Source organism: Okibacterium sp. HSC-33S16 (assembly GCF_024171565.1).
In the GTDB taxonomy this organism is placed as follows: Bacteria; Actinomycetota; Actinomycetes; order Actinomycetales; family Microbacteriaceae; genus Mycetocola_A.
Window position 1 is genome coordinate 549,725 of record NZ_JALJZZ010000002.1, and the last position, 15,938, is coordinate 565,662.

Below are 15,938 nucleotides of genomic sequence, written 5' to 3' on the forward strand. Positions count from 1 at the left end.
GACAGGTGAAATGGCTCCCTGCGACCGGGGGCACGGTCGCAGAGAGCCACTCGGCGTTGGAGGAATGACGGGGGATTACCCCTTCACTGCTCCGGCCGTCAGGCCCTGCACGATGTACTTGCTCGCGAACGCGAACAGCACCATCGTCGGGAGAATGGTCAACACCGCTGCGGCGGCCATGGAGCCCCAGTCGATGTTGTAGCTGGTGATGAAACCGTTGAGTGCCGTCGGCACCGTCTTGTTGGAGTCCCGGTTCATCAGCGTGACCGAGAGAAACAGTTCGTTCCAGCAGTTCACGAAGTTGAAGATGAATGCGGCAACGATCCCGGGCTTCATCACCGGCACGATCACCCGGAAGAGGGCGCCGAGTCGAGAGCAGCCGTCAATCATGGCTGCTTCCTCCAGCGCGTCAGGAATGTTCGCGAAAAAGCCGCGCAGCATGATCGTGCAGAACGGAATGCAGACGGCGACGTAGACGAGCATGAGGCCGGCACGGTTATCGACGAGGCCCAGCTGAACCATCATGAGGTACAGCGGACCAAGGGCGATGAACGCGGGGATCATCTGGGTGACGAGGAACGCCATCAGAACGGCGGTCTTGCTGCGAAACTCGAAACGGGCGAGAACGTAAGCGCTGAGCAGCGAGATGAGCGTGGCCACGGTTGCTGCGACCGTCGCGACCAGGAGGCTGTTGCCCACGTACGTGCCGAAGTCCGCCTTGGCGAACAGGCCGATGTAGTTCTCGAAGGAGATATCCTCCGGCCAGTAGGTCAGCGGGAAGCTGAAGATGGCACCCGGAGTCTTGAGGGAGGTGACGACAATCCAGTACAGCGGGAAAATCGTGATGATGAGCCACAGGCCGAGGAAGACGAACCGGGAGATGCGCTGGGCCGGGGATTCTCTGGTGATCATGTCAGCTCACCTTCTTTTCGCGGATCGCCATGAGGTAGAACGCTGAGAACACCAGCAGAACCGCAACAACGATCAAGCCGAGTGCTGATGCCATTCCGTAGTCACCGCGCTGGGTGATGTTGATCATCCAGGTGGTGATGATGTGGGTCTGGTTCGCAGGTCCGCCGCCGGTCATGGCCCAGATGATGTCGGGGAAGTTGAAGATCCAGATCACACGCAGAAGCACGGTCAGTGCGAGAGTCGTCTTGATGTAGGGGATGGTGATCTGGAAAAGAGTACGTACTTTGCCGGCGCCGTCGAGGGCGGCGGCCTCGAACATTTCGTCAGGAACCGACTGGAGCGCAGCGAGGATCATGATGGCGAAGAACGTGACGCCGTACCAAATGTTGGCAATCAGAACAGCAGCCATCGCTGTCGTCGGGTCGGCGAGCCAGGCGATCGGAGCGTCGATGAGGCCGGCCTTGGCGAGCAGGTCGTTGATGACGCCGAACTCGCTGTTGAACATCCAGCGGAAGAGAATGCCGATGAGGAATCCGGAGATCGCCCACGGGAAGAAGATCAGCGCCTGGTAGAGGCCGCGGAAGGGGAACTTGCGGCGGAGCCACAGTGCGATGGCGAAGCCGATGACGAACTGTGGCACGATCGAGGCGACCACCCAGAGCACGGAGTTGCCGAGGATGGTGAAGAACGCAGGGTCTTCGAGAATCTTCTGGAAGTTGCCCAAGCCCACCCACGAGGTGTCAGTGAGGTTGTTGAGGTTCCAGTTGCGGAACGCCATCTGACTACCGGCGATCATCGGATAGTAGGTGAAGATCGCCACGAACAGGACGGCGGGCGACAAAAAGGCGAGGATGACCAGTCCGCGTTTTGCGGTGAAGGGGCGGCGGCGAACCGCGCCCCCCGGAGCGCCCGTCCGTGTGGACGGGCGCTCCGGTTCGGTCGTCAGGCGACGTGGCATTGGGGGCAACCTACTCGTTCGCCCATTTTTCGGTCCAGTAGGCATCCCAGCTGGCAAGCAGCTCGTCCTGTGTCATCTGGCCGATCAGAACCTGCTGGAGTTCGGTGTCAGCTTTCTCGCTCCATTCGGTCCACCAGGCGACGCCGCGGGGCTGTTCCCCGGTCACGAAGTCCTCGGGGTGCTCGCTCATGTAGAGGTAGCTTTCCCACGGTCCGATCTTGTAGAACTCTGATTCGTCGGCACCCTGGATGATCGGTACCAGGCTGTTGCCTTCGGTGAATCGGATCGACGCGTCACCCTCGGAGAGGAACTGGATCAACTTCGCTGCCTCTTCCTTATGCTCGCTCTTCTCGGCGATTCCCCACCCCGCGGTAGCGAGGGCCTGGAACGCCTTGCCGGACGGGCCAGCGAGGGTCGGGGCCGTGTTCCACTGCTCGTCGGTGACAGCGGTGGACTGCTGGACGGAGGCGATGACCTCGGGGTCCTGCAGGAGGAAGCCGGTTGAGCCGTTGGTGAAGCCCTCGACCATTTCGGGGTATCCCCACGCGACCGACGACGGCGGCGATGCATTCTCGAACAGCTCGAAGTACACGTCGAGGGCATCGGATGCCTCGGGTGCGGAGAAGATCGAGTCGCCGTTCTCCAGCTTGTAGGCGTTGTCGGTGTCGATCTGGTCGGCGACGTACGCCGAGATCGCGGTAACGGCGTTGGTGAAGCCGTTCTTACCGCCGCGGAAGGCGTATCCGAACTCGTTGTTCCCCGCGTCCTGAATGGCGGTTGCCTGCTCCAGCAGCTCCTCCCAGTTGGCGGGAGGGGCGTCGAAGCCGGCGTCCTTGATCATGTCGGTTCGGTAGAAGAGGCTCAGGCCATAGAACCCGTAAGGAACGTAGTACATCTCGCCATCACCCTCGGCGACCGCCTTGGCGTTCGGCGTGAGCTTGTCCCAACCGTCCCAGCCGTCGAACTCTTCAGTCATATTGTCGAGCCAGCCGTTGGTCGAGAATGGGCCAACCGTGAGGTCACGAACTTCGAGCACGTCAACGCCGGAGCCCGACTGCAGCATCTGCTGGATCTTTTGATCGGCCTGCTCGGTTGGTGGGGAAATGAGTTCGACCGTGATCTTCGGGTTCTTCTCCTCGAACTCGCCAATGAGCTCGTCGAGCAATTCCGTTCGAACAGGGTTCGTCAGGCTTTCGACCATTTGCAGGGTGACTGTGCCGCCATCGTCGCCAGCGCTGCTGCTGCAGCCGCCGAGCGTGAGGGCTGCTGCGACGCTGATGCCGATGCCGGCAAGAACCTTTCGCTGGTGCATGTTCTCCTCGTTTCTGTGTGGGATGTAGCTGTCAGGGGCGAGCGGACTGTGCCGCGCGTCCCCATTCGATGAGCAGTGGAACCAGGCGCTCAACGAAACTGTCAAAATCGGATGCTGTGTTGTAGACGTGGGTGGAGAGTCGGTAGTAGCCGACCCCCTCGAAGCTCGTGAAGGCGGCTTCGATTCCGAATTGCGCCACGACCAGGTCACGCAGCGCGTCAGCTTCGGCATGCGATTTCGCCAGTCCCGAGGGGAGACGGACAAGTCGCAGCGCGTTGACCGAACTACCGACATCCACGTGGTGGTCTTCGCCGGTCTCCTCGGAGAACGCCGTTGCAATGACCGATTCGGCGTAGTCGGCAAGGCGCGACATGTAGATGCGTGCGGTGTCCCAGCCCCAGTTCGTCTCGATGAACTCAAACGACTTGGGAGCTGCCAGGTAGCTGGTGAGGTCGAGCGTGCCCTGGCTGTCGAACCGCTCGGGGAAGCCCAGCGGCGCACCCCAGGAGTCGATGAGCGGGTAGAGCTCGTCGCTGAGTTCGCCGGGCGCGACGAGAACAGCGGTTCCGCGGGGGCCACACGCGAACTTGTGCAGGTTGCCGACCCAGAAGTCGCAGTCGAGATCGCGCAGCGGGTCGGCATACAAGCCAGGGACGTGCGCGCCGTCGACGAGGGTGACGATTCCGCGCTCGCGAGCGCTCGCCGAAATTTCGCGGACCGGGAGAAGCCTCGCCGTCGCTGAGGTGATGTGGTCGATGACAATGAGCCGTGTGCGCGAGGTGCACTCGTCCATGACCGCGTCGTGCGCTTCCTGCGGGGTGGCGCCCAGCGGCACGTGGGCGGTGCGAACGGTTCCACCCCAGCGACGCGCCAGGCGCTCGGCACCCATGGTGACAGCGCCGTAGCCGTGGTCGGTTACAACGATTTCACGGTCGCGCGTCACGGGGAGCGACGAATAGACCACGCTGGCACCGGCGCTGGCGTTGGGGACCAGCGCCGTGGTATCCGGATCGCTGCCCACAAATCCAGCGATCTCACGCCGGACGGCGCCGACGCGTTCGGGCAATGTGGAGAACCAGGCCACCGGATCCGCATCCATGCGGGCGCGCAATGTGTTCTGAAGAACCTGGGTGGCGACGGGGACGGCACCGAATGAGCCGTGATTGACATGAAGGCCGGTGGCTGACAACGACCAGCCTGAAGCTGCGGAGCTTCCGTTGGGCAGAGTGAGCTCTGCCGGCGCGGTGAGTGTCGTCATTGCTGTCCTGATTCTCTAAGCGTCGTGTTTCGGCCGATGCCGGATGCCACGTCCCAATGAGCAAGACATTAGATGACTTTGATTACAACAGTGTTTCGTAGTCCGTTCTGCCGAGTATATAGAGAAAGTCATTGGATGTCTCGACCTGCGTTAGTGTAAACCGACACACATGGGGAGGTCAGATGAGTGCCGTTGACGACGCACTGCACGGACTGCGCAGGATGATCGCGTCCGGCGAGCTGGCCCCCGGTCAACAGTTTCCGCCTGAAGCCGCACTGTGCGAGCAGCTCGACGTCTCACGGGGCTCGCTACGGGAGGCCGTGCGGATGCTCGGCGCCCTCGGCGTGATCGAGTCACGTCACGGCTCGGGCACCTACGTTTCTGATCTCTCGGCGGAGAAGATTATCGGCGCTCTCGCGCTGACGGTGGGGCTCATGCCGTTCGAGGGTGTCCTCGACATGTACGAGATGCGGCGAGTGCTCGAGGGACACGCGGCAGCACAGGCGTCGGCGCGAATGACGCCCGAGACGGAAGCTTCGCTCACCGAGCTCTGCGTGCTGATGGAAGAGTCATCGGACCCGGAGCTCGCATCGGAGTATGACGCACGCTTTCACGACGCGATCGCCGTGCTGTCGGGCAATGACACTCTTGTGCACCTGTTGCGCGTGTTCCGTGCCCGTTCGCGGGCCTATCAGCTCTTCGACCTCCCGGAGGGGCAAGATCTGCGGGCGCAGAGCGACGCTGCCCACCGCGCCATTGTCGATGCGCTGGTCGCCCGGGACCCCGGTGCAGCGGGCACCGCCGCGACGGCACACGTCGCTCAGACCGAGCGGTGGCTGCGGCAGTATCGTCCGCCAGCCGTGCCCGGGCTGCGCTAGGTCCCGCTAATTCGCAACCCGCGCCGCGATGTCGGTACGGAACTGCGCCCCATCAAGTGAAATGTGGCCGAGTGCCTCATATGCGCGAGCACGCGCTTCGGTGAAACCGTCGCCCAACGCAACCACGCTGAGAACCCGACCGCCCGTCGACACGAGGTCATCGCCTCGATTCGCGGTGGCCGCATGGGCGATGTGAACGCCAGAAACGGCATCCGCTTCGGAAAGTCCCGTGATGGGCAGGCCGGTGACGGGTGCCGCGGGGTAGTTTTCGCTGGCCAGCACAACCGTGACAGCGGATGCCGGTGCGAACGTCGGCTGATTCAGCGTTGAGAGCGTGCCGGTGGCGGCCGCGTAAAGCAGGTCGGAGAGGTTCGATTGAAGGCGCGGCAGTACAACCTGCGTTTCGGGGTCACCGAACCGGGCGTTGAATTCGATCACCCGAATGCCCCGATCGGAGCCGCCGTCGCGCTTCGACGTGAGGATGAGGCCGGCGTAGAGCAGTCCGATAAACGGGGTCTGCTCGTCGGCGAGCTGTCGAACAACGGGCTTGGCGATGGTCTCGAGCACCTCGGAAACAAAGGCGTCTTCGCTGTCGAAGGTGTCGGAGAGCCAGGGCAGCGGTGAATACGCGCCCATGCCGCCGGTGTTGGGGCCTTCGTCACCGTCGGCGAGGCGTTTGAAGTCCTGGGCGGGGGAGAGCGGAACGACCGTGTGGCCGTCGCTCACGAAGAAGAGGGAGACTTCCTGGCCGTCGAGGAACTCTTCGACGAGCACGCTGCCCTGCTCGAGGTAGGTCCGGGCGTGGCTGAGCGCGGCGTCGCGATCAGTCGTGACCAGAACTCCTTTGCCCGCGGCGAGTCCGTCGGCCTTGACCACGTAGGGAGCGCCGAACTCGTCGAGCGCGGCTTCGGCCTCGGCCAGGGTGGCCGCGCGGCCGGCGCGACCGGTGGGGACGCCGGCGACGTCCATGATGCGCTTGGCGAAAGTCTTGGAACCCTCGAGCTGGGCGGCTGCCTTGCCCGGGCCGAACACGGGGATGCCCTGCTCGCGAAGTTCGTCTGCGACGCCGGCAACGAGTGGCGCTTCGGGGCCGATCACAACGAGCTCAATAGCCTGCGCGATGGCGTAGTTGGTGACGGTGGTGGGATCGTTGGGGTCGAGATCCACGGTGGGAACCGCGGCGGCGATGCCAGCGTTACCCGGCGCAGCGACGATGTCGTGCGCGGCGTCCTCTCCGGCGAGTGACAGGATGATGGCGTGTTCGCGGGCACCGGAACCGAGGACAAGAATCTTCACGGGTACTAGCCTAGAGCGCATGGCGCGTGCACGAATTTCTGATGACATCGGGCGAGTGGCCGTCGATCGTGCGGTGCGCGAAGCTGCGCTCCGCGACGACATCGCCACCGCGGTGCGATATACCCTGCAGCTGCTCGCCGAGCGCTCCGAAGGCAACACCCTCGAGGTTCGGGTGCCGCCGTTCGGTGCTGTCCAGTGCATCGAGGGTCCGCGTCACACGCGTGGTACCCCGCCGAACGTCATCGAGATGGGTGCCGAAACCTGGCTCGACCTGGCAACCGGTCGACTGACCTGGGCCGAAGCGTCGGTTCTGGGTTCCGTACAGGCCTCTGGCCAGCGTGCGGACCTGACCGGCCACATCCCGGTGATGCGGTTGCCCCGCTCGTAACTCAGTGCTGCGGTCGGTCGGGTTCACCGAGTGAACGCCGTGCCAGAAGGGTCGCACCCGCCGCCGCGGCGGGCATAGTGACAAGGGCGCCGAGCGGAACCAGGAACAACAGGAACGTGGCGATTCCGAAACCGAGCGTCGTGGACCGCAGGGACCGAAGTGCCTGGCGGCGTTGCTTGAGTGCGAGGCCACGGCGCTCGAAGGCCACGGTCGACAGCTCGAGGGCGAGGAACCAACCGCCGGTGATCGCGCCGAGCAGCCAGGCGAGGACAGTGCCGATGACTGGAATGAACCCGAGGACGAAGAGCCCCAGTCCGATGGCAATCGTCACGAGGAGGATACGCAACGACTCGCCGATGCCGCGAAGGATGGAGGCGAGTATCGGTGCCTCCACTTCACGGGGCGCCCCGAGGGACTCCTCGACGCGTTCGGCGATCTTCTCGAAGAACGGTTGCCCGATGAGCAGGGTAAGCGCCGCGTAACTGTAGATGGCGATGAGGACGGCGGCGCCCACAAGTGCGGCCATCACGATGACCCGGATTCCGGTGCGGTAGACCTCGTCCCAGCCGTTCGCGAACGGAGTGAGGAAGCTGGAGAGCGCTTCGAGGTTGATGCCGAGCGCAACACCGGCTGCGACGAGGAGCACAAATGTGATGACTCCGGGAATCATGCCGATGAGCATCAGCCTCGGTGAGGTCAGCCAGAGTCGGAAGCCCCGGCCGAGGAGGCGGATCCCCATCGCAAAGCCGGCAAGGAACCCGGGCTTCGTTGTTTCCGTCGTCATGGCTTCAGGGTAACGGTCACGCCACGCGGCGCGGTGGAAGAGTGATGGGGCTGCCGGTTTCGTGCGCGGCTGTGGTTCAGATTCATGGGCGACAATAGAGCTATGACTTCTGAGCCAGACCGGCCCAACACCCCCGCACGTTCTCCTCACGAGCCGGGAACCGTTCAGGTTCGTCGCTCGCCTCGATACACGAACTTCATGTTCCTCGGCGCGCTCGTCGGAGCTGTCGTCGCGTTTGTGTTGACGCTTGCCTTCCCGGAGAACCCGGATTACGGCCGTCTTCAGGTCTTCGGTTTCCTGCTGCTGATCGGCGTCGCTGCCGGTGTTGCTCTCTTCAGCCTCCTGGCCATCCTGCTCGACCGCGTCGTCGGACGGAAGGTGCACAACGTGCGAGCGGATAGGGTAGAGGTGCACGAGGCGCGGGTCGACGAAAACGACACCCGAACAGACACCGAAATGCCGGAGTCCGAGACATCGTCCGAGCACAATCCCCCGCAACTTCCCCCCACGACACACGAGGGCAACGCGTGAGCATGAACTCCCCGATTGACGACGCCTCAACGAGCTACCGAGAGGCCGGCGTTGATACCGCCGCGGGAGACCTTGCCGTCTCGCTCATGAAGTCGGCCGTGGCGAACACGCACGGACCCGAGGTGCTCGGTGGAGTTGGCGGATTCGCCGGGCTCTTCGACGTGTCCTTCCTCACGTCCTACACACGCCCGTTGCTTGCCACCTCGACCGACGGCGTCGGCACGAAGGTCGCCATCGCCCAGGCCATCGACAAGCACGACACCATCGGCCAGGACCTCGTCGGCATGGTCGTCGATGACATCGTCGTTGTTGGCGCCAAGCCGCTGTTCATGACCGATTACATCGCGTGCGGCAAAGTCGTTCCGCAGCGCATCGCCGACATCGTTGCCGGGATCGCGCGCGCCTGCTCCGCCACCGGAACCGCGCTCGTCGGTGGCGAGACCGCCGAACACCCTGGCCTTCTCGGCCCGGACGACTATGACGTCGCCGGTGCAGCTACCGGCGTCGTCGAAGCCGATGCCCTGCTCGGCGCTCACCTCGTGCAAGACGGCGACGTCGTTATCGCGCTCGAATCATCGGGACTCCACTCCAACGGCTACTCCCTGGTTCGGCACATCCTGGCCCAGCGCAGCATCGGCTTCACCGACACCTCGGCTGAACTGGGCGGTGTCGTCGGTGAAGTGCTGCTCGAACCGACACGCCTCTACACCTCACCGCTCCTCGACCTGATCAGCCGTCACCCGGGCGCTATCCACTCGCTCTCCCACGTCACCGGTGGAGGCATCGCGGCCAACCTGGCGCGGGTTCTCCCCGTCGGCAGCTGGGCTGAAGTCGACCGCACCACCTGGTCACCGGCACCTGTCTTCCGCGCACTCAGCGACATGGCCGGCTCCTCCCTCGAGAGTGCTGAAGGCACCTGGAACCTCGGCATCGGCTTCTTCGCAATCGTTCAAGCGGATGCTGCGTCAGCGATCATCGCGGACCTTACGTCAGGCGGCATCCCGGCCTGGCAAGCGGGCACCGTGCACATCGGACCTCGCGACCTCACCGGGTTCGAGCAAGGTGCCAAGGGCGTCGACGGCGGTGCCGTTCGGCTCGTCGGAAGCTACGCGAATTAACATTTCGGCAATTCACACCACTGCAACGCAAGGAGCCCGCTAAGTATGTGCGGCATCGTCGGCATCGTTTCCCCTGAGCCTGTCAACCAGCAGGTCTACGACGCGTTGCTGCTTTTGCAGCACCGCGGGCAGGACTCCACCGGTATCGCTACGGCGGATGGTCCGACCTTCCACATCCACAAGGCTAAGGGCCAGGTGCGCGAGGCGTTCCGCACCCGCGACATGCGCTCGCTGCTTGGCAAGATGGGACTGGGCCACGTCCGCTACGCCACGAAGGGTATCGCCGACAATGAACAAGAGGCACAACCGTTCTACGTGAACGCGCCTTATGGCATCATCCTCGTGCACAACGGCAACCTCACCAACACGCGTGAACTCGCCGATGACCTCTTCCACATCGACCGCCGCCACGTGAACTCCACCAGCGACACCGAGATGCTGCTCAACGTCCTCGCGACCGAACTGCAGTCGCAGATCACCGGTCTCGGACTCGACCCTGACCAGATCTTCACGGCCGTGTCCCAGGTGCACGAGCGCGTCGAGGGGTCATATGCCGCGATCGCCATGATCGCGGGTCACGGCTTACTTGCATTCCGTGACCCGTATGGAATCCGCCCGCTCATCCTCGGCAAGCGTTCCGCTGGGCTCGTCGGCGACGAGTGGATTGTGTCCTCCGAGTCGCTCGTGCTCGAGAGCGCGGGTTATGAGGTCGTCCGGGAGGTCGCCCCGGGTGAAGCCATTTTCATCACCACCTCCGGCGAGATGTACTCGCGCCAGTGCGCCAAGAACCCCCGGCTCGTGCCGTGCTCCTTTGAGTACGTGTACCTGGCGCGCCCCGACTCGGTGATGAACGGCATCTCGGTCTACGAAGCCCGCCTCCGCCTCGGCGACCGCCTGGCCTCGACCATCGCCGAGCACACACCGATGGGTGACATCGACGTGGTCATGCCCATTCCCGACTCCTCGCGTCCCGCTGCCATGCAGGTCGCCCAGAAGCTCGGCATCGAATACCGGGAGGGCTTCTACAAGAACCGCTACGTCGGTCGCACCTTTATCATGCCTGGGCAGGCCCAGCGCAAGAAGAGTGTTCGGCAGAAGCTCAACGCAATGTCCATGGAGTTCAAGGGCAAGAACATCCTCATCGTCGACGACTCGATCGTTCGGGGCACGACGTCGAAGGAGATCGTCGACATGGCCCGCGCCGCCGGTGCCAACAAGGTCACGTTCACCTCGGCGGCTCCTCCCGTCCGGTACCCGCACGTGTACGGCATCAACATGCCGTCCCGGTCTGAGCTGGTCGCCCACAACCGCAAGATCCCCGAGATCGCTCGTGAGCTCGGCGCCGACCGCCTCATCTACCAGGAGGTCGCCGACATGGAGAAGGCCATCATTCAGGGATCCACAGTGACCGAGCTCGAGATGAGCTGTTTCACGGGCGACTACGTCACGGGAACCGTCACTCCCGAATACCTGAGCTGGGTCGAACGCAACCAACTCTCCTAAACACCGGAACCACCGGCGCCCGGCGGCCTCGTGCTGAGTGGGCTGCCCATGAACAATGAACGGATGCCACGCGGCCAGCGAGCCGCGTGGCATCCGTTCATTGCGCTAAGGCTGACCCCCAAAAGAGGGAATTCGTCGCTCTCATTAACTCGCGCACGTGTCAACCCGAAGGCTCCCTTTTTCCAAAATCTCTTACTAGGTGAGAGAGTTTTCTTCAGACGGGAGAGTGAGCACAATGAGCATTTCACAGCGAAACACCGGGCGGCTTCACAGCCCCTTTACCGAGGTTCGAGGCGCAGCACGCGAGCAGGTCCTGATGACCGTCGCGAGTGCTACCGGACTCATCTCGGTGGCCACTGTTGTGGTCACGGTCGTTCTCAGTTCCAGCTGGATCTGACGAACATCCCGCACACGCATTACACAGAAAGCACGCAATGACACTTCTTGACAGCCCAGCGCACGCCCCAATGACGTGGGCGACGCCGTCGACTGACGTCGAGGCCCCCACCCAGCTTTCCCCGCGGACCCGAGCCGAATGGCGACTGGCCGACGTTGATTTCTGGGCGGCATCGTACCGAGGCTACTTCGGTGGCACAATTGACAAGCAAGGTGACCACTACTTCGTCCGCGACACGTTCGCGAGGTACATCGGGGATTTCTCCGACCTCGCAACCGCGCAGCGGAAGCTTGAGGATCACCTTGAGTCACTGCTCACGGAGCGTCGCGACCAGCTGTAACACCCGAGGCCAGCACGGCACGAGGGTGGCCGCGCAATCCGTCCGCAGAATTCGGAAAGGATGCGCCACGCATGCCCCTCAACGTCGTGCGACACGAAGCGGAGCATCTCTATGCCCGCGAGCCGCGCCGGGCCTCAGCGCTCGGTGCGATTCAGGGCGTTCTCCGGCTGCATCGCGCCGAGGAAGTGAGCATCGAACGGGTGCGGAAGGCCTCGGGGCTTGGCAAGAACGAGTTTCATGCCATGCGCTACCTCATGCAGGCGCAGCGCGAAAACCGTGAGATGGGGCCCAAAGACCTGATCGTCATGCTTGGTCTCTCAAGCGCTGCGGTGACGAAGATCGTCGATCATCTCGTCGAGCTGGGCCACCTGACCCGGTCTCCGCACAAGACAGATCGGCGCGCGTGGATCCTGCAGCCGACCCCAGCCGGTGCCGACAACATCGAGCGTTCGTATGGAAACTTCCACACGTCGGTCGTCGAGGTGATGGAATCGCTGTCGCCCGCCGACGCTGCCACCGTTGAGAAGGTTCTCTCCGACGTGATCGCTCGACTCGAGTCCGCCGACCGGCAGTAGCGATTCAGGTTCTGCAACTTCGGGATCGGGTCTAGTAAAGACTCAGATTCGGGTTATAGCGTGTGGGCATGATCACCGAGGGCCTGATCCAGCGCGAGATTACCCGTGGCGAGAGTCCGGAGCGTCCCATCCGCCGCTTGCTTCGCGGCATCCGGTCCTGGATTGAACGCCACCCGCGATTGCGGACGACCTACCGCGTCGGTGTTGGGCTGCTCGGCGGGGTGGTCGCGGTGGTCGGGCTCATCCTCGTGCCACTTCCGGGGCCGGGATGGCTCGTTGTCTTCCTCGGGCTCGCGATCCTCGGAACGGAGTTCGCGTGGGCCAGGCGACTGGCTCACTTTGCGAAGCGGCAACTCGCCCGTTTCTGGGCATGGTGGAACGCGCGCAAATTAGAGCGCGCGTCTCGCTGACGACAGCTGCCGACCGAAGGGGTCAGGCTCGCTTGGGCTCGTCTGCCGCCTTATAGTCGTCGGCGTATTCGGCCCACTTCGCTGCTTCATCTGCGTACGACTCATCGTGCGCGTGCCCCGTGAGTTCGCGCTCAAGAGCGTCGTAATTCACGTCGGGACTAAACGACTTCAGCTCACGTGCGATCTTCGTGTGCTTTGCCTTCTGACGGCCACGCCCCATGCGAGACCCCCTTACGAATTGATAGCGGGGCGGTGGAGATCCGCCCTATGGTTTTAACCAACCAGGGAACGATAAAGACTAAATTCGATCTTAGCATGGCGTGCCCCAAGCGCTGGCCGATCAGATGAGCGCAAAGCCCACAGCGGCCGCGCCAACTCCGAACACCAGATTCGCTCCCATCGAGAGCGCTGCGATTCGCCACCGCCCCCGCTCGATGAGTTGTATGGTTTCCACACTGAGCGTCGAGAACGTCGTGAGCCCGCCACAGAATCCGGTGACCAGCACGAGCTTCCACTCGGACGACAAGGCCGAGTGGGTGGCCAGGCTGACAATGGCGCCAGCGATGAATGACCCGATCACATTGACGACGAGCACCCCGAGGGGGAGTCGGCTGGTCGCCGCGTCGTGTGGGAAGAGGAGGGTGGCCAGATAGCGCAGTACCGCTCCGAGCCCACCCGAGCCGCCGACGGCGAGAGCGAGTGCCAACGTCATTCGGTGCTCCAGTCGTGGGGTTCGGCGCCTCGGCCTAGGAGGTGCCCGAGGCGAATCCCGGCGAGGGCAGCTCCTAATCCCAGAACCAGGGACGACGCCAGGTAGGCCACTGCAAGACCCATCTGGTCGGATGCCACTTGGACGACAAGCGCGGACGCGAGCGCTGAGAAGGTGGTGAAGGATCCCAGAACTCCGGCGCCGAGCCCCGCGCGGAGCCAGTCGGGGACACCGCGACGCACCCAGAGGCTGCCGACCAGAATTCCAAGCACGAGTGAGCCAGCCACGTTGACCAGAAGTGTGCTGAACGGGAACGTTTCGTTGGAACCGGACAGCAGGGTGTCCACGGCCCACCGCAGCGAGGTGCCGACGACGCCGCCGAGGAACACGGCGACGAGGCGGATCAGCATTGACTTAGGCTACTTCCTCGGCGGTGACAGAGGTTGCCGCGGCACGGGCCGAACGGGTTCACCCCGTCGTTCCTGGCCGGGGAGCGGTCGGGAGCGTCGGCCGTAGATGAGCTCTGACGAATCGAGCAACCACGGCACGAGCGCGATGGTCACCCCGTGCACAAGCATGAGTTGCTGTCGCATCCGATTCGCTCGCCGGTTGTGCAGCAGGCTCTCCCACCAGTGGCCAACGATGTACTGGGGCATGTAGACCGTGACCACGGTCGGCCCATGCTTCTCACGGTATTTCTTGATGTACTTGATGATCGGTACGGCATAGTCGCGGTAGGGCGACTCGAGAACGATGAGCGGCACGCGAATGTTCTGTTCGGCCCATTGCCGCTCAAGATGCAGGGTCGCCTCTTCGTCGACGGCGATGTGCACGGCGACAATGGACTCGTGGCGGGCGGCGATGGCATAGTCGAGGGCCTTGAGTGCTGGCTTCTGCATCTTGTTGATGAGAACAATGGCGTGGTCGCCGGACGCTCCAAAGGTGGTGGTGGCGTCGACCTCGATCTCGCGTTCCACGTCGCGGTAGTACCGGTTCACGCCGAGCATGAGCGTGTAGAGCACGGGCATGAGAACAAAGACCAGCCACGCGCCATGGGTGAACTTTGTGATCGTGACAACGATGAGAACAATGGCGGTGAGGGTTGCGCCACCACCGTTGATCAACAGTCCGCGCCAAACGCTTCGGGGGTGTGAGCAGCCTTCGCGGAGCATCCGTCGCCAGTGCCTGACCATGCCGATTTGACCGAGCGTGAACGAGACGAAAACGCCGATGATGTACAGCTGGATGAGTTGGGTGAGGTTGGCGCGGTAGACGACGAGAATGGCGCACGCCGCCAGGCCCAGCAGGATCATGCCGTTGGAAAAGACGAGGCGGTCACCGCGGGTGTTGAGTGCCTTCGGCGCGTAAGCGTCGCGGGCCAGGACAGCGCCGAGAAGTGGGAATCCATTGAATGCGGTGTTGGCGGCGAGGAGAAGCACGCACGCGGTCGCGGCCTGGATGACAAAAAACAGGATGCTGCCCTGACCGAAAACGGCGGATGCTACTTGCGCCATCAAGCTCGGTTGCGGGGCTGACTCGCAGTTCTCGAAGCCCACAAGGGAACATGCGTTTTCGGCGTAATGCACACCCGAGATAAGGGCGACCGCCGTGAGGCCGGCGAAAAGCACAATCGCGGTGCCGCCCATGAGCACCAGCGTGGCCTGTGCATTGCGAACCTTCGGGGTGCGGAAGGCGGGCACACCGTTCGACACAGCTTCCACACCGGTGAGCGCACTACAGCCGCTGGAAAAGGCGCGAAGGAGGAGCAGGATGAAGGCGGCGCGGCTGAGGTCTTCACCTTCCACGGTGAATCCGGCGCTCGACGCCACGGGAGCGTCACCGAAAGCGGTGCGGACCAGGCCCACCACGATCATGACGAACACGCTCGCGATGAACAAGTAGGTGGGCACCGCGAAGGCCTTGGACGACTCTCGGACACCGCGGAGGTTGACGGCCATGAGCAACAGGACAAAGCCGACGGCCAGTTCGACGCGCCATGGGTTGAGGTCAGGGAGGGCGGAGATGATGTTGTCGACACCAGACGCAACCGACACCGCCACCGTGAGGACGTAGTCGACGAGCAGTGCCGAGGCAACAACGAGTCCGGCCTTCTCACCCAGGTTCTTGTGCGCCACCTCGTAGTCACCGCCGCCGGACGGGTACGCCTTGATCAGCTGACGATAGCTCGCCACCACGACAACGAGCAACACCACCACGCAGGCTGCGACCCACGGCGCGAAGCTCAGAAATGCCAGCCCGCCGAGCATGAGGATCATGAGTAGCTCTTGGGGTGCGTACGCAACGCTCGAGAGGGCATCGCTGGCGAAAATGGGCAGGGCGAGCCGCTTGGAGAGCAGTTGGCCGTCGAGTTTGTCGGTGGGGAGAGGTTCACCGAGGAGCAGGCGTTTGGCCGTTCGGTTATCCGACCCGGGTTCTTTACCCTGATTAGTCACGAGCGAGAACACTACTCTTTCGCCGGGCGGAGTCAAGCCGCATTCCGCCACGTGCCTTCTGCGTGGTGCGCAGGGACAAGCACAGCCGGTATTCCGCGCCGAGCGCGCTGGAATAC

At 63.3% G+C, this 15,938-nt stretch carries 19 protein-coding genes; 9 read left to right on the forward strand and 10 right to left on the reverse strand.

The features are described from left to right. Positions 1–75: 75 nt before the first annotated feature. From L1277_RS07780 to L1277_RS07795, 4 genes are read right to left on the reverse strand one after another with little or no spacing between them, the layout of a single operon-like run. Positions 76–912, reverse strand: a complete 837-nt coding sequence (locus tag L1277_RS07780; RefSeq protein ID WP_253375782.1) for a carbohydrate ABC transporter permease — start codon at positions 910–912, stop codon at positions 76–78. Between the two features lies 1 nt (position 913). Beyond that, positions 914–1,870: a carbohydrate ABC transporter permease gene (locus L1277_RS07785; RefSeq protein WP_253375783.1), complete on the reverse strand. Its 957-nt coding sequence runs from the start codon at positions 1,868–1,870 to the stop codon at positions 914–916. 10 nt (positions 1,871–1,880) lie between these two features. Next, positions 1,881–3,182 (reverse strand): sugar ABC transporter substrate-binding protein, encoded by a 1,302-nt coding sequence (locus tag L1277_RS07790; RefSeq protein ID WP_253375784.1) that lies wholly within the window; start codon positions 3,180–3,182, stop codon positions 1,881–1,883. A gap of 31 nt (positions 3,183–3,213) precedes the next feature. Continuing rightward, positions 3,214–4,440 (reverse strand): aminotransferase class V-fold PLP-dependent enzyme, encoded by a 1,227-nt coding sequence (locus L1277_RS07795; RefSeq protein WP_253375785.1) that lies wholly within the window; start codon positions 4,438–4,440, stop codon positions 3,214–3,216. 182 nt (positions 4,441–4,622) lie between these two features. On the opposite strand from L1277_RS07795, the gene L1277_RS07800 reads away from it, so the two are divergent. Continuing rightward, the gene (locus L1277_RS07800) at positions 4,623–5,318 is read left to right on the forward strand and encodes a FadR/GntR family transcriptional regulator (RefSeq protein ID WP_253375786.1); all 696 of its coding nucleotides are present in this window, start codon (positions 4,623–4,625) and stop codon (positions 5,316–5,318) included. A gap of 6 nt (positions 5,319–5,324) precedes the next feature. Here the strand turns inward: L1277_RS07800 and purD are convergent, their stop codons facing one another. After that, positions 5,325–6,614 (reverse strand): phosphoribosylamine--glycine ligase, encoded by a 1,290-nt coding sequence (gene purD / locus L1277_RS07805; protein ID WP_253375787.1) that lies wholly within the window; start codon positions 6,612–6,614, stop codon positions 5,325–5,327. Positions 6,615–6,633: 19 nt separating this feature from the next. Between purD and L1277_RS07810 the strand changes: the two genes are divergently transcribed. Continuing rightward, on the forward strand, positions 6,634–7,002 hold the full coding sequence (locus L1277_RS07810) for a sterol carrier family protein (RefSeq protein WP_253375788.1): 369 nt from the start codon (positions 6,634–6,636) through the stop codon (positions 7,000–7,002). Position 7,003: 1 nt separating this feature from the next. Here L1277_RS07810 and L1277_RS07815 read toward each other — a convergent pair whose 3' ends face one another. Continuing rightward, positions 7,004–7,786 carry an EI24 domain-containing protein gene (locus L1277_RS07815; RefSeq protein ID WP_253375789.1) on the reverse strand — a complete coding sequence of 261 codons (783 nt, stop codon included), beginning with the start codon at positions 7,784–7,786 and terminating at the stop codon, positions 7,004–7,006. A 102-nt stretch (positions 7,787–7,888) separates the two neighbouring features. Here L1277_RS07815 and L1277_RS07820 point away from each other — a divergent pair, with 102 nt between their 5' ends. From L1277_RS07820 to L1277_RS07850, 7 genes are all read left to right on the forward strand, one after another. Then, positions 7,889–8,317, forward strand: coding sequence for a hypothetical protein (locus tag L1277_RS07820; protein WP_253375790.1), 429 nt, complete (start codon positions 7,889–7,891; stop codon positions 8,315–8,317). 2 nt (positions 8,318–8,319) lie between these two features. Next, positions 8,320–9,435, forward strand: a complete 1,116-nt coding sequence (purM, locus tag L1277_RS07825) for a phosphoribosylformylglycinamidine cyclo-ligase (RefSeq protein WP_253375791.1) — start codon at positions 8,320–8,322, stop codon at positions 9,433–9,435. Between the two features lie 45 nt (positions 9,436–9,480). Continuing rightward, positions 9,481–10,938 carry an amidophosphoribosyltransferase gene (purF, locus tag L1277_RS07830; protein WP_253375793.1) on the forward strand — a complete coding sequence of 486 codons (1,458 nt, stop codon included), beginning with the start codon at positions 9,481–9,483 and terminating at the stop codon, positions 10,936–10,938. Between the two features lie 235 nt (positions 10,939–11,173). After that, entirely contained in the window at positions 11,174–11,335 is a 162-nt protein-coding gene (locus L1277_RS07835; RefSeq protein WP_253375795.1) for a hypothetical protein, read from the forward strand. 37 nt (positions 11,336–11,372) lie between these two features. Beyond that, positions 11,373–11,675, forward strand: coding sequence for a hypothetical protein (locus tag L1277_RS07840; protein ID WP_253375796.1), 303 nt, complete (start codon positions 11,373–11,375; stop codon positions 11,673–11,675). A gap of 71 nt (positions 11,676–11,746) precedes the next feature. After that, entirely contained in the window at positions 11,747–12,250 is a 504-nt protein-coding gene (locus tag L1277_RS07845; protein ID WP_253375798.1) for a MarR family winged helix-turn-helix transcriptional regulator, read from the forward strand. A 68-nt stretch (positions 12,251–12,318) separates the two neighbouring features. Beyond that, complete coding sequence (locus L1277_RS07850) at positions 12,319–12,660, forward strand: TIGR02611 family protein (protein WP_253375799.1); 342 nt, start codon at positions 12,319–12,321, stop codon at positions 12,658–12,660. A 22-nt stretch (positions 12,661–12,682) separates the two neighbouring features. On the opposite strand, the gene L1277_RS07855 is transcribed toward L1277_RS07850, so the two are convergent. The 4 genes from L1277_RS07855 to L1277_RS07870 all read right to left on the reverse strand — a co-directional run bounded on the left by L1277_RS07855 (position 12,683) and on the right by L1277_RS07870 (position 15,822). After that, positions 12,683–12,880, reverse strand: a complete 198-nt coding sequence (locus L1277_RS07855) for a DUF3073 domain-containing protein (RefSeq protein ID WP_253375801.1) — start codon at positions 12,878–12,880, stop codon at positions 12,683–12,685. A gap of 120 nt (positions 12,881–13,000) precedes the next feature. Further along, positions 13,001–13,372 (reverse strand): fluoride efflux transporter CrcB, encoded by a 372-nt coding sequence (crcB, locus tag L1277_RS07860; protein ID WP_253375802.1) that lies wholly within the window; start codon positions 13,370–13,372, stop codon positions 13,001–13,003. Continuing rightward, positions 13,369–13,779 carry a CrcB family protein gene (locus L1277_RS07865; RefSeq protein ID WP_253375803.1) on the reverse strand — a complete coding sequence of 137 codons (411 nt, stop codon included), beginning with the start codon at positions 13,777–13,779 and terminating at the stop codon, positions 13,369–13,371. The genes crcB and L1277_RS07865 overlap by 4 nt, the downstream gene beginning before the upstream one ends. A 9-nt stretch (positions 13,780–13,788) precedes the next feature. Next, positions 13,789–15,822 carry an APC family permease gene (locus tag L1277_RS07870; protein ID WP_253375804.1) on the reverse strand — a complete coding sequence of 678 codons (2,034 nt, stop codon included), beginning with the start codon at positions 15,820–15,822 and terminating at the stop codon, positions 13,789–13,791. Positions 15,823–15,938 lie beyond the last annotated feature (116 nt).